Consider the following 12,828-nt stretch of genomic DNA (forward strand, 5'->3'; position numbering starts at 1 on the left):
TGGTGGGAACGCGGAGACCATCGCCGCAGCATCAGAATTCTTCAAATCGATAGAGAATATGATATCTATTCGCTTGATGAATTTGAATTCGCTTGACCTCAACCTGCTGACCGCGCTCGACGCCCTGCTGCGCGAGGCCAGTGTCAGCCGCGCCGCGCTTCGAATGGGCTTGTCGCAGCCGGCGGCCAGCCACGCACTGCAGCGCCTGCGCGACATTCTCGGCGATCCGCTGCTGGTGCGCACCGGTGCACGGATGGAGCTGACGCCGCGGGCGCAGGCCCTGCGCGCGCCGCTGGCGCAGGCGCTCGATCAGGTGCGCGGCCTGTTCGTGCCCGATGACTTCGATGCCGCACGCAGCGAACGGCAATTCCGCCTGATGATGCCGGATCTCGCAGTCGAGCTGCTGATGCCGCCGCTGATGGAGAAGGTGACGCGGGCCGCGCCCAACGTCCGCATCGACATCGTGCCATGGCGGGGATCGGCGATCTTCCACGCCGAGTTCGCCCGCACCATCGACCTCGTGATCTCGATCGGCAACGCCTTCAAGGGCTTTCACCGCCAGCTGCTCTACGTCGACAGCGACGCGCTGGCGGTGCGGCGCGGCCACCCCTTGGCCGCGAAGCTGAAGCGGCGCGAGACGTTCCTGGCCGCGCGCCATGTCGGCGTGATCATCCGAGGCAGCAACGAGGATCTGATCGACACCTGGCTCAGGGCCAAGGGCATCGAGCGGCACATCTCGCTGGTCGTGTCAGGCTATCTCGAAGCGCTGCACGTCGCCGCCCGCACCGATCTCGTCGCCTTCGTGCCACGCCGGCTGATCGCAGCACTGTCGAAGCAGCTCGGCCTCGTCGCGGTGACCCCGCCGCTCGACCCCGGGATCGACGAGCAGTTCATGTTCTACCCGACCCGCGCGCAGATGGACCCCGGCTCGATCTGGCTGCGGCGGCTGATGCTGGAGACGGGGCGGGAATTGGAGAAGCGGAAGGCCGGGTAGCTCCCGTAGGGTGGGCAAAGCGGAGCGTGCCCACCACATGTCGCCGCCGGAAAAAGATCGTGGGCACGGCGCTTTGCGCCTTTGCCCACCCTACAAGAGCCGGGCTCTTACGCCTTCTGCGCGGCCATCACCTTTGCTACGGCGGGGCGGTCAGACATGCGCTTGAAATGATCGGCGATCTTCGGCGTCGCGTTGATGTCGACGCTGTCGCCTTCGAGCCAGGTCGAGAGCGTGTAGAGATAGGGATCGCAGATCGTGAACTGATCGCCCATCACCCAGGGCCCCCGAAACATCTTCTGCTCGATCAGGGCGAAGCAGGCGCCCATGGTCTTCGGGACCATCGCCTTCATGTCGGCGAACGAGCTCTCCTGCGTCGCCCAGCGCGGACCGCGCATCTTGTGGGCATGATTGATGTGCACGGTCGAGCAGAGGTAGGAGTTGAACGACTGCACCTGGGCGAAGTCGAAGGGATCATCGAGCGGCGCGAGCTTTGCCTTGGGGAAGGTCTGCGCGAGATAGGCCAGCATCGCCGGCGTCTCGGTGAGGACGCCGCGATCGGTCACCAGCGCCGGCACGCGGCCCTTCGGGTTGATCTTGAGATAATCCGGGCTGTTCTGCTGGTTGTCCTTGAAGCTCAGCCGTTCAGCCGCGTAGTCGGCGCCGGCCTCCTCCAGGGTGATGTAGGTGGCGAGCGCGCAGGTGCCGGTCGCGTAGTAGAGCTTGAGCATGTCGGACCTCATGGGGGAAAACCCGAGGTTAACGGCCCTCCGCGGCCCCGTCCATAGGGACCTCTTCGCAGTTGCCCACGGCCGCCCGGCCGTGCGAAGACGCCGTCAATCGGAGGGGATTTTGTCATGACCGTACTCATCGCCGGTGGCGGCATCGGCGGGCTGACGCTTGCGCTCAGCCTGCACCAGATCGGCGTTCCCGCAAAAGTCTTCGAAAGCGTCGCGGAACTGAAGCCGCTCGGCGTCGGCATCAACGTGCTGCCGCATGCGATGCGCGAGCTGATCGAGCTCGGGCTGATGGACAGATTGGACGCCAGCGGAGTGCGGACGCGCGAGCTCGCCTATTTCTCCAAGCACGGCAAGCCGATCTGGAGCGAGCCGCGCGGGCTGGAGGCCGGCTACAAATGGCCGCAATTCTCGATCCATCGCGGCACGCTGCAACAGCTCCTGCTCGACACCGCGATCGAGCGGCTCGGCCGTGACAACATCCTCACCAGCCACCATCTGACCGGCTGGGCCGAGACGGCCGACGGCGTGCGCGCCGACTTCATCGATCGGGCGACCGGCAAGGCCGCCGGGAGTTACGACGGCGCGATCCTGATCGCCGCCGACGGCATTCATTCCGCCGCGCGCGAAAAGCTCTATCCCAATGAAGGCCCGCCGATCTGGAACGGCCGCATCCTCTGGCGCGGCGTCACGCCTTCCAAGGCCTTCCTGACCGGCCGCACCATGATCATGGCCGGCCACGAGATCCTGAAATTCGTCTGCTATCCGATCAGCAAGACGCCGGACGCGGCGGACAACCATCTGATCAACTGGGTCGCCGAGCGCCACATGCCGCCGACCTATCAGTGGCGGCGCGAGGACTATAATCGCGCCGCGCGGCTGGAGGAGTTTCTGCCCTGGTTCGAGAGCTGGCAGTTCGACTGGCTCGACGTGCCTGGCCTGATCAAGAACTGCCCGCACGCCTATGAATATCCGCTGGTGGACCGCGATCCGGTCTCGCAATGGACCTTCGGCAAGGTCACGCTGATGGGCGATGCCGCGCATCCGATGTACCCGATCGGCTCGAACGGCGCCTCGCAGGCCATCCTCGATGCCCGCACCATCACCCGCGAGATTCTCGCGCATGGACCGACGACCGCGGCGCTGCTCGCCTATGAGGCCGAGCGCCGGCCCGCGACCACCGACCTCGTTCTGCTCAACCGCAAGAACGGCCCCGAGCAGGTCATGCAACTGGTCGAGGAGCGCGCGCCCGACGGCTTTGAGGTCGTCACCGACGTGCTGTCGCAGCAGGAACTGGAAGACATCGCCGCCAACTACAAGCGCGTTGCGGGCTTCCAGGTCGAGGCGCTGAACGCGAAGCCGCCGATCGTCAGGGGAGATGCGAAGCGCGAGCGCCTGAAGGCGGGGCGGTAAGAGTTGTCCAACCGCCCCGCGTCCGTCACGGCCCATCAATATCCATACTGTCCGGAACACACCCAATTGCCATAGGCATCGTAGCAACGGTTGTTGTAGTAGCCGTATGCACCTGCCGCCGCCGCTCCGACTCCGACTGCCGCGGCTCCGTATGCGGCTCCCCGGTAGACGCCTCTACGCGCCGCAGTACGTGCTACGGGGTACCCTGCTATCGGCCGGGAGACGTGAGCGCGGCCGTAGCGACCAGCGTGAACGGCACCGCCTCTGTAGTGCGCGCCTCCTCCGTGAAATCCCCCTCCCCGATAGGCGCCACCTCCTCCGCGGCCGCCGCGGGCGAGTGCGTCATCGGGAACAAGGCTTGCGCCGACAAGAGCGGCTGCGGCCAAGCCAACCAGAGCATATCGAAACATGGGCGTCCTCCCGTCATTGGAGTGCCGGTTCTATCCGCAGGGTGATGCCGTCAACGGGACAGGCACTTGCCCCATCATTTGGCGCGCCCTGCATGTCCAATTGACCTAGATCAACGCCCGTCTGTTTCAAAGACCCGAATTGGTCCAGCGCTTTCAGGCCGAGGCTGAAGACCATGAGCGGCCGCAACCGCCCGCTGGTGCGCTTCGATCTAAGCCAATCCTTGGATGCGAGAGAAATTTGTCCATTCGATAGACGCGAATAACCGAGGCTGCGATCATGAAGTTCCGGGCGGGGTTGCTTGCGGCGGCTATCTTGCTGACCGAAATGCACGCAAGTCATGCGGCGATACGGATCGCCGGCGATCGTGGCGGGCTAATCGACGCCTATGTTGACAGATATGAGCGCCTGCGCACTTCCGGAGAGACCGTCATCATCGATGGACTCTGTGCCTCATCGTGCACCATCGTTCTCGGTGCAGTTGCCGCTGACAAAATCTGTGTGACCTCGAAGGCCGCTCTCGGCTTCCACGCTGCTTGGGATTTCGGTCGGAAGGGAAGGACGATTACCGACCATGACGCCACCAATTACCTATACTCCATGTATCCCGGGCCGGTGCAGCGTTGGATCGCGGCACGCGGCGGGTTGAGGCCGCAACTCATCTTGCTGCGCGGCAAAGCACTTCAGGCGCTGTATAAGCCTTGCGCGCAGCACTCCGCGACACGGCCCCGACGGTAACGACTACCGCACCACCCTCGCCGCTTCCAGCAACCGCTCGGTCGCGCTTGCCGTTGCCAGCAAGGTGCCGTCCGCAGCCGTCAGCTTGGCCTCGACGAACGCGATCGTCTTGCCGAGCTGCGTCACCGTCGCCTCCCCGATGATCGGACCGGGCTTGGCGGGGCTGAGGAAATTCACGGTCATGCTGATGGTGGTGGTATAGAGCCGGCCCTCGCTCATCACCAGCACCGCCGGGCCCATGGTGTCGTCGAGCATGGCCGAGAGCATGCCGCCCTGGATGAAGCCTGCCGGATTGCAGAACTCCGGCTTGCCCTCGAAGCCGAGCTTGATCCAGCCCTCCTCGGGACGGGCATCGAGCAGGCGCCATCCCAACAGCTCCGCACAGGGTGGCCTTGGAAAATTGTCGAGCGCGGTCTTGACCATTGGCGGCCTCCGTTTCGCACCCGATAGCTTAGCGCTGCTGCCAGCGTACTGTCAGGAGGACGAGCCCGCTGAAAGGTTGAGCGCGTGCGCGATGACCTTGCGCATGACATTGGGCAGCGCCTCGTCCCTAAGGGTGGCGAGCGGCACCCAGCGCATGCCCTCGGGCGCGCGGGTGCGGGCTGCGGCTTTCGCCGTGTAGACCACCAGCTCCAGCGGAAAATGCGTGAAGACGTGGGTGACGACGCCCATTTTGCGCTGCCAGCGCGACAGCCCCTTCAGCGCCGGCGCCTGCAGCTTCGCCGCCGCATCGTCCTGGCCGGCGAGCCAATCCGAGCCGGGCACTTCGGTCATGCCACCGAGCAGGCCCTTTTCGGGCCGGCTGCGGACCAGCAGTTCCTCGCCGCGTGTGACGACGAAGGCCGCTCCGCGCCGCAGCGTTCCGCTCTTCTTCGGCGCCTTGCGCGGAAAGGTCTCCTGCGTGCCTTGCGCGCGCGCGATGCAATCCTCGTTCAGCGGACACAACGAGCAGGCCGGCTTTTTCGGCGTGCAGATCGAGGCGCCCAAATCCATCAACGCCTGCGCGCTGTCGCCGGCGCGGGAGTTTGCAAGCAGCGTCGCCGCCAATTGCTGGATCAGAGGTTTCGCCTGCGGGAGCTCATCTTCAACTGCAAAGAGCCGCGACACCACCCGCTCGATATTGCCGTCGACCGGCATCGTGTGGCGATCGAAGGCAATCGCCGCGATCGCCGCCGCCGTGTACGGCCCGATGCCCGGTAGCGCACGCAGCCCCTCCTCGGTGTCGGGAAAGATGCCGCCATGCTCGCGTGTCACCGCGACCGCGCAGGCGTACAGGTTGCGCGCGCGCGAGTAATAGCCGAGCCCGGCCCACATCCGCAGCACATCATCCTGCGAGGCCCGTCCGAGCGCAGTGACATCCGGCCAGCGCGCGACGAATTTTTCGAAATAGGGCCCGACCGCCTTCACCGTGGTCTGCTGCAGCATGATCTCCGACAGCCAGACGCGGTATGGGTCCGACGTCTCGCCGGGCGCGGCCCGCCACGGCAACCGGCGCCGGTGGCGGTCGTACCATTGGAGCAGGAGCGTCGGACGCGATGAGACTTTCGACTGAACTGGTTCCGGCTTGGCCTTGAGGGCAGATCTAGGGCTCATGCCTTCACTCTAGCTGCAACGCATCAGTCTCTCCACGTCATGCCCGCGCCTGTCGCGGGCATCCACGTCTTTCTTCGTGGCGAGACGTGGATGGCCGGGACAAAGCCCGGTCATGACGGCGTCAGTTCCTGACACGTCGCGCATGGTGCTATAAGGACCCATGTCCAAATTCCCTCCCAAACCCGGTCCCCTCAGCGCCAAGCCGCTGGGCATCCTGCTCAACGACGTCTTTGCCGAGGCCTATGCCAAGCAGGGGTTTGCGGCGCGCGAGTTGGTGACGCGGTGGGCGCAGATTGCAGGTCCGGAGATCGCGGCCCATGCCGAGCCGCTGAAGATGCAATGGCCGCGCCCGGTGGAGGGCCAGCCGCAGGAGCCGGCGACCCTGGTGCTGCGGGTGGAGGGGCCGATGGCGCTGGAGATCCAGCATTCCGCCGACGTGATCCTGGAGCGCGTCAACCGCTTCTTCGGCTGGAGCGCGGTCGGCAAGCTCGCCTTCCGCCAGGCTCCGCTGTCGCGCCCCCGGCGGCCGGTGCGGCCCGGCCCGCCCGATCCCAAATCGGTGGCCAAGGTGGCGGAGAGCCTTGGTGACATCGAAGATGAACAACTGAAGACGGCGCTGGCGCGGCTGGGGGCCGCCATCAAGCGAAATTGAGCCTTATTTCGCGGTCAATCTGGACCCGTCTCTACCGCTCGCCATTGCCTCAAGCTACGTTTCAAGCTAGCGACAGGCCGCCCGGGCGGGAACTTCATGGACCCCTGGGGCGAGATTTTTGCCAATTCGGGAGCCGACCTTGATCATCACCCGCCGCGCCTTCACTACGATGCTGTCGCTGACCGGGCTTGCCGCGCTCGCCGGGCTCTCGCCGCTGCAGTTCGTCTCCGAGGCCATGGCGCAGTCGGCCGCCGACGTCGCCAAGCCGGTATCGCTGCCCGACATGGCGCTCGGCCCGAACGACGCCGCCGTCACCATCACCGAATACGCCTCGATGACCTGCCCGCATTGCGCCGCCTTCAACGAGCAGGTGTTCCCGAAGATCAAGAAGGAATACATCGACACCGGCAAGGTGAAGTACATCTTCCGCGAGTTCCCGCTCGACATCAAAGCCGCCGCCGGCTCGATGCTGTCCCGCTGCATCGCCAATGGCGACGGGCCGAAATACTTCGCGGTCACCGACATGCTGTTCCGCCAGCAGAACGACTGGGTGGTGAAGAACACCACCGAGACCCTGACGCGGATCGGCAAGCAGGCTGGCCTTACCCAGCAGCAGGTCGAGGCCTGCCTGAAGGATCAGGCGCTGCTCGACAAGATCGCCGCCGACCAGAAATATGCCAGCGACGTTCTGAAGGTGGATTCGACGCCGACCTTCTTCATCAACGGCGAGAAGATCAAGGGCGAGACCTCGTTCGAGGAGTTCGCCAAGAAGATCAATCCGCTGCTGAAGAGCTGATTCGCTCGTCAAGATCCTGATTCGCATCTCGAAAGCCGTATCTTTCCCGGCATAAATCCCTTGGGAAAAGCGGCTTTCGCCGGTTGCCCTCGCGGCGCACCGCGGCCATTGTCCAGCCGCATGAGGCGCCTCGCGCGACTCGCCCGGATAGCGACACTGCCTTCCATGGTATTGTCCCGGCAGGGGATTCGCGCCTGCCAACAGAGATGCGTGCTTATGAAAATCACCCGCCTGCGCCTTCACGGCTTCAAGTCCTTCGTTGAGCCCACGGACTTCGTCATCGAGCCCGGCCTGACCGGCGTGGTCGGACCCAACGGTTGCGGCAAGTCGAACCTCGTCGAAGCGCTGCGCTGGGCGATGGGTGAGACCTCGTACAAGTCGCTGCGCGCCGCCGACATGGACGCGGTGATCTTCGCCGGCTCCGGCAACCGTCCCGCGCGCAACCACGCCGAAGTGACGATGACGATCGACAATGCCGATCGCACTGCGCCGGCGGCGATGAACGACAGCCAGTTGCTCGAAATCTCCCGCCGCATCGAGCGCGAAGCCGGCTCGGTTTATCGCATCAACGGCCGCGACGTGCGTGCCCGCGACGTGCAGATCCTGTTTGCGGATGCCGCCACCGGCGCGCGTTCGCCGGCCCTCGTCCACCAGGGCAAGATCGGCGAGATCATCCAGGCCAAGCCCGAACAGCGCCGCCGCGTGCTGGAAGACGCCGCCGGCGTCGCCGGTCTGCATGCCCGCCGCCACGAGGCCGAGCTGCGGCTGAAGGCGGCCGAAACCAACCTGACCCGCGTCGAGGACGTGATCGGCCAGCTCGCAGGCCAGATGGAAGGCCTGAAGAAGCAGGCTCGCCAGGCCGTGCGCTACCGCGAGGTCGCGGCCAAGGTCCGCAAGGCCGAAGCTACTCTGTTCCATCTGCGCTGGATCGGCGCCCATGCCGACGTCAACGAATCCGGCCAGACTCATGATCTCGCGGTGCGCGAGATGGCCGAGCGCACCCAGCACCAGGCCGAAGCCGCCCGCATCCAGGCGATCCGCGCCGCCGAAATGCCGGCGCTGCGCGATGCCGAGGCGCGCGCCGCTGCAGGCTTGCAGCGCCTGACCAATGCGCGCGAGCTGCTCGACCGCGAGGAGGAGCGCGCCAAGGAGCGCGTCGCCGAGCTCGAGCGTCGTCTCGCCCAGTTCGAAGGCGACATCTCCCGTGCTCAGCAGCAGACCATGGACGCCGACGTCGCGCTGCAGCGGCTCGACACCGAAGATTCCGAGCTGAAGGAAGAGATCAAGTCGCGCGTCGAGAAGCGCTCGGGCGTCGACGAGCGCGTCGGCGAAGCCGAGGCGGTGCTGACCGAAACCGAGCAGCAGTTCGCCGAGCTCACCACTGCGCTGGCCGACCTCACCGCCAAGCGCAACCAGCTCGAGGCCAACGTCCGCACCCACCGCGACAAGCTGGCCCGTCTCGACCAGGAGATCGCGAACGTCGCCGCCGAAGAGCAGAAGCTTGCCGCCGAGACCGGCGGCTTCGGCGATCTCGACGAGCTGACCGCGTCGGTTGAGACCGCGGAGCAAACACTGGCCGCCTCGGAAGCCGCAGCGCAGGCGAGCGAAGCCGCGCACGTCGCGGCACGCCAAACGCTGGAATCCTCGCGCTCGCCGCTGGTCGAGGCCGACAAGCGCGCGCAGCGGCTCGAAACCGAGGCGCGCACGATCTCCAAGATCCTCAACGGCGAGACCAAGAATCTGTGGCCGCCGATCATCGACGGCATCACCGTCGACAAGGGCTTTGAAAAGGCGATCGGCGCCGCTCTCGGCGACGATCTCGATGCCCCGATCGACCCGTCGGCGCCGATGCGCTGGACCAATGTCGGACAGACCGACGGCGATCCGGAGCTGCCCGAAGGCGCCGTTCCGCTCGCCAACCATGTGCAGGCGCCGGCCGAGCTGGCTCGCCGCCTCGCCCAGATCGGCGTGGTGCCGCGCGAGCGCGGCGCCGAGCTGGTCTCTCAGCTCAAGACCGGCCAGCGGCTGGTTTCGCCCGAGGGCGACGTCTGGCGCTGGGACGGTTTTGTCGCGGCCGCTCACGCCCCGACCGGCGCAGCGAGGCGCCTGGCCGAGCGCGCCCGCCTCGTCGACATCGAGAACGAGCTGGAGCAGGCCCGCATCGACGCGCAGATCAAGCGCCAGGCGCTGGAGAACGCCGAGTCCGAATTGCAGATGGCAGCGAGCACCGAAGGTGCCAGCCGCGAAGCCTGGCGCGCCGCGCAGCGCGAGCTCAACGTCGCGCGCGAGCGTCATGCCACCGCCGAGCGCGAGATCAGCCGCCATGCCGCGCGCAAGGCAACACTGTCGGAAGCGCACAGCCGTCTCGCCGCCGACCGCGCCGAGGCCGAAGCCGCCTACGAATATGCCGAGGCCGGCATCAGCGAGCTGCCGTCGAGCGAGGACACCGAGACCCGTCTCGCCGCCGTCCGCAGCGACATCGAAGGCCACCGCCGCATGGCCGCGCAGGTCCGCGCCGAAGCGCAGGCGCTGGCACGCGAGGCTGAGCTTGCCGACCGCCGCGTCCAGGCGATCCTCGCCGAACGCACCGAGTGGCAGAACCGCAAGGAGAGCGCGGCCTCCCACATCGACACCATCCAGGCCCGTATCGCCGAGCTCACGATCGAGCGCAGCGAGCTCGAAAACGCGCCGCAAGTGTTCGCCGAGAAGCGCAGCGCGCTGATCACCGAGATCGAATACGCCGAGAACGACCGCCGCATGGCCGCCGACGCACTCGCCACCGCCGAAAGCGCGATGGCCGAGACCGACCGCGTCGCCAAGCTGACGCTGGAGGCGCTTTCCAGTTCCCGCGAGGCCACCGCCCGCGCCGAGGAGCGCATGGAAGGCGCCCGCCGCCGGCTCGAGGACATCGAGCGCGAGATCCGCGACATGCTCGAAGTCGAGCCGCAAGCCGTCGCCGGCCTCGCCGAACTCGAGCCCGGTGCGGAGCTGCCGCCGCTGCACGACATCGAGGAAGACCTCGAGAAGATGCGCCGCGACCGCGAGCGCCTCGGCGCCGTCAATCTGCGCGCCGAGGAGGAGCTGCGCGAGGTCGAGACCCAGCACACCGGCCTCGTCACCGAGCGCGACGACCTGGTCGAAGCGATCAAGCGTCTGCGCCAGGGCATCCAGAGCCTCAACAAGGAGGCGCGCGAGCGGCTGCTGACCTCATTCGAGGTGGTCAACAACCACTTCAAGCGCCTGTTCGTCGAGCTGTTCGGCGGCGGCGAAGCGGCGCTGCACCTGATCGAGAGCGACGACCCGCTGGAAGCCGGCCTCGAAATCATTGCGAAACCGCCGGGCAAGAAGCCGCAGACGCTGTCGCTGCTCTCGGGCGGCGAGCAGGCCCTGACCGCGATGGCGCTGATCTTCGCGGTGTTCTTGACCAACCCCTCGCCGATCTGCGTGCTGGACGAAGTCGACGCGCCGCTCGACGACCACAACGTCGAACGGTACTGCAACCTGCTGCACGAGATGACCGGCTCGACCGACACGCGCTTCATCATCATCACGCACAATCCGATCACGATGGCGCGGATGAACCGGTTGTTCGGCGTCACCATGGCCGAGCGCGGCGTCTCGCAGCTGGTGTCGGTCAGCCTGTCAGAGGCGGTGGACATCCTCGACCAGAACGTGGCGTGACGCTGCGGTCGTTCCACACCCATTGACGTCATCATCCGCGAAGGCGGATGATCCAGTACGCCGCGGCTCCTCGGTCGACGGCACTGTCTCGGAGTACTGGATGCCCCGCCTTCGCGGGGCATGACTGCGGATGATGATAGCCCCCACCCTCCCCGCCGAACTCAAGGCCGCCCTCGACGGCAAGCTGCAGGGCTTCTCCCGCACCGACGCTGCACAACGGTCGCAGAAAATCTCGACCGCCTACCGCGCCGGCGGCGGCTCCGGCACGATCAAGTCGGACGCCGATGCGCTCGCCTATGCGCTGGCGCGCATGCCGGCGACCTACGCGGCCGTGGCCGCCAGCCTCAATGCGCTCACCAAGATTGTGCCCGATCTCGCCCCGGAAACGTTGCTCGATGTCGGCGCAGGTCCGGGCACCGCGAGCTGGGCCGCTGCGGAAGCCTTTCCATCGCTGCAGGATTTTACCCTGCTCGACGCCAACGCCACCTTGAGCCGGCTTGCGCTCGAACTGGCGCGCGACAGCTCACGCCTGGCGGAGTGCCGCTATCTGCCCGGCGATGCCGGCGGCAACCTCACTGAAGTCTCGTCAGCCGATCTCGTCGTCGCCAGCTACGTCATCGGCGAACTGGTCGAAAGCGACCAACGCAAGCTCGCGGAGGCCATGTGGGCGAAAGCGCGCCACGCGCTGGTCGTGATCGAGCCCGGCACGCCCGCCGGCACCGCGCGCATCCTCGCCCTGCGGCAGCAGCTGATCGCGGCTGGCGCTTACGTCGCCGCCCCCTGCCCGCACGAAAGGCCCTGCCCACTCACCGCGCCGGACTGGTGCCATTTCAGCCAGCGCCTGCCGCGCTCGCAGGCGCACCGCCAGATCAAGGGCGCCGAGGTGCCGTTCGAGGACGAGCGTCTTATCTACGTCGCGCTGACCCGAATGCCGCCGACTACCCGTGCCGCGCGCGTGCTGGCGCCCCCGGATGTCGGCAAGGCCGAGATCACGGCCAAGCTCTGCACCGAGGATGGCGTCGCCATCACAAGGGTGCCTCGTCGGGACAAGGCCGCCTATGCTGGGGCACGCCGCTGGCGCTGGGGTGACGCTATTCTGTCCGAAAGTTAACCTCGTTCCGGACTTTTGCCTTGAACGCGGGCGGCTCCACATTCGACCAAGTCTTACCTCCCCTCTGCGCCGGGCTCTCATCCTGCGCCAATTTGGTCTAGGCTAGCGCCTGCCTTCTTCCCCCTTCAGGAGTTCTCCATGTCGACCGGCTGGATCGTTCTCGGCGTCATCGTCGTCCTCGCGCTGTTCGCCTTCAGCGCCTACAACCGCCTGGTGGCGCTGAGCCAGCGCGTCGGCCAGGCCTTCGCCGATATCGACGTGCAGCTCAAGCAGCGCCACGACCTGATCCCGAACCTGGTCGAGACGGTGAAGGGCTATGCCTCGCATGAGCGCGGCACGCTCGACGACGTCATCAAGGCACGCAATTCGGCGATGTCGGCGCAAGGACCGGCGCAGGTTTCCGTGGCCGAGAACCAGCTGTCCGGCGCGCTCGGCCGGCTGATCGCGCTATCGGAGGCCTATCCCGACCTCAAGGCCAACGCCAATTTCCAGCAACTCGCATCCGAGCTTTCCGACCTCGAGAACAAGATCGCGGCGAGCCGCCGCTTCTTCAACAACGCGGTCCAGGAATACAACACCGGCATCCAGCAGCTGCCCGCCGCCTTGTTCGCAGGCATGTTCGGCTTCACCAGGAAGGACTTCTTCGATCTCGGCGCCAGCCGCACCGAGGTCGAGGCCGCGCCGCAGGTGAAGTTCTGATCTTGAGCC

At 66.3% G+C, this 12,828-nt stretch carries 11 protein-coding genes; 8 read left to right on the plus strand and 3 right to left on the minus strand.

Going from position 1 to position 12,828, the window contains the following annotated elements; translation table 11 throughout:
- Window positions 1–76 precede the first annotated feature (76 nt).
- On the plus strand, window positions 77–994 hold the full coding sequence (locus GGD65_RS37415; protein WP_018323327.1) for a LysR family transcriptional regulator: 918 nt from the start codon (window positions 77–79) through the stop codon (window positions 992–994).
- A 107-nt stretch (window positions 995–1,101) separates the two neighbouring features.
- Here GGD65_RS37415 and GGD65_RS37420 read toward each other — a convergent pair whose 3' ends face one another.
- Complete coding sequence (locus GGD65_RS37420) at window positions 1,102–1,722, minus strand: glutathione S-transferase family protein (RefSeq protein WP_183231166.1); 621 nt, start codon at window positions 1,720–1,722, stop codon at window positions 1,102–1,104.
- 126 nt (window positions 1,723–1,848) lie between these two features.
- Between GGD65_RS37420 and GGD65_RS37425 the strand changes: the two genes are divergently transcribed.
- On the plus strand, window positions 1,849–3,141 hold the full coding sequence (locus tag GGD65_RS37425) for a flavin-dependent oxidoreductase (protein ID WP_183238439.1): 1,293 nt from the start codon (window positions 1,849–1,851) through the stop codon (window positions 3,139–3,141).
- 687 nt (window positions 3,142–3,828) lie between these two features.
- A complete protein-coding gene (locus GGD65_RS37430; protein WP_018323322.1) occupies window positions 3,829–4,287 on the plus strand; it encodes a hypothetical protein in 459 nt (152 codons plus the stop codon).
- A 3-nt stretch (window positions 4,288–4,290) separates the two neighbouring features.
- Here the strand turns inward: GGD65_RS37430 and GGD65_RS37435 are convergent, their stop codons facing one another.
- Together GGD65_RS37435 and mutY are read right to left on the minus strand one after the other, a co-directional pair.
- The gene (locus GGD65_RS37435; RefSeq protein ID WP_183238440.1) at window positions 4,291–4,710 is read right to left on the minus strand and encodes a PaaI family thioesterase; all 420 of its coding nucleotides are present in this window, start codon (window positions 4,708–4,710) and stop codon (window positions 4,291–4,293) included.
- Between the two features lie 51 nt (window positions 4,711–4,761).
- On the minus strand, window positions 4,762–5,880 hold the full coding sequence (gene mutY, locus GGD65_RS37440) for an A/G-specific adenine glycosylase (RefSeq protein ID WP_183238441.1): 1,119 nt from the start codon (window positions 5,878–5,880) through the stop codon (window positions 4,762–4,764).
- A 160-nt stretch (window positions 5,881–6,040) separates the two neighbouring features.
- On the opposite strand from mutY, the gene GGD65_RS37445 reads away from it, so the two are divergent.
- The 5 genes from GGD65_RS37445 to GGD65_RS37465 all read left to right on the plus strand — a co-directional run bounded on the left by GGD65_RS37445 (window position 6,041) and on the right by GGD65_RS37465 (window position 12,819).
- The gene (locus GGD65_RS37445) at window positions 6,041–6,532 is read left to right on the plus strand and encodes a DUF721 domain-containing protein (protein WP_018323319.1); all 492 of its coding nucleotides are present in this window, start codon (window positions 6,041–6,043) and stop codon (window positions 6,530–6,532) included.
- 139 nt (window positions 6,533–6,671) lie between these two features.
- Window positions 6,672–7,328, plus strand: a complete 657-nt coding sequence (locus GGD65_RS37450; RefSeq protein ID WP_179735158.1) for a DsbA family protein — start codon at window positions 6,672–6,674, stop codon at window positions 7,326–7,328.
- Between the two features lie 216 nt (window positions 7,329–7,544).
- Window positions 7,545–11,009, plus strand: a complete 3,465-nt coding sequence (gene smc, locus GGD65_RS37455; protein WP_183238442.1) for a chromosome segregation protein SMC — start codon at window positions 7,545–7,547, stop codon at window positions 11,007–11,009.
- Window positions 11,010–11,139: 130 nt separating this feature from the next.
- The gene (locus GGD65_RS37460) at window positions 11,140–12,120 is read left to right on the plus strand and encodes a small ribosomal subunit Rsm22 family protein (protein ID WP_183238443.1); all 981 of its coding nucleotides are present in this window, start codon (window positions 11,140–11,142) and stop codon (window positions 12,118–12,120) included.
- 138 nt (window positions 12,121–12,258) lie between these two features.
- Entirely contained in the window at window positions 12,259–12,819 is a 561-nt protein-coding gene (locus tag GGD65_RS37465; RefSeq protein ID WP_183238444.1) for a LemA family protein, read from the plus strand.
- Window positions 12,820–12,828 lie beyond the last annotated feature (9 nt).

It is taken from the genome of Bradyrhizobium sp. CIR18 (assembly GCF_014198295.1).
Taxonomy (GTDB): Bacteria; Pseudomonadota; Alphaproteobacteria; order Rhizobiales; family Xanthobacteraceae; genus Bradyrhizobium.

Excerpts from the sequence above, each read along its gene's own strand:
- GGD65_RS37415 (WP_018323327.1), top strand. The coding sequence starts at position 77 with ATGAATTTGAATTCGCTTGACCTCAACCTGCTGACCGCGCTCGACGCC.
- GGD65_RS37420 (WP_183231166.1), bottom strand. The coding sequence starts at position 1,722 with ATGCTCAAGCTCTACTACGCGACCGGCACCTGCGCGCTCGCCACCTAC.
- GGD65_RS37425 (WP_183238439.1), top strand. The coding sequence starts at position 1,849 with ATGACCGTACTCATCGCCGGTGGCGGCATCGGCGGGCTGACGCTTGCG.
- GGD65_RS37430 (WP_018323322.1), top strand. The coding sequence starts at position 3,829 with ATGAAGTTCCGGGCGGGGTTGCTTGCGGCGGCTATCTTGCTGACCGAA.
- GGD65_RS37435 (WP_183238440.1), bottom strand. The coding sequence starts at position 4,710 with ATGGTCAAGACCGCGCTCGACAATTTTCCAAGGCCACCCTGTGCGGAG.
- mutY (WP_183238441.1), bottom strand. The coding sequence starts at position 5,880 with ATGAGCCCTAGATCTGCCCTCAAGGCCAAGCCGGAACCAGTTCAGTCG.
- GGD65_RS37445 (WP_018323319.1), top strand. The coding sequence starts at position 6,041 with ATGTCCAAATTCCCTCCCAAACCCGGTCCCCTCAGCGCCAAGCCGCTG.
- smc (WP_183238442.1), top strand. The coding sequence starts at position 7,545 with ATGAAAATCACCCGCCTGCGCCTTCACGGCTTCAAGTCCTTCGTTGAG.
- GGD65_RS37460 (WP_183238443.1), top strand. The coding sequence starts at position 11,140 with ATGATGATAGCCCCCACCCTCCCCGCCGAACTCAAGGCCGCCCTCGAC.
- GGD65_RS37465 (WP_183238444.1), top strand. The coding sequence starts at position 12,259 with ATGTCGACCGGCTGGATCGTTCTCGGCGTCATCGTCGTCCTCGCGCTG.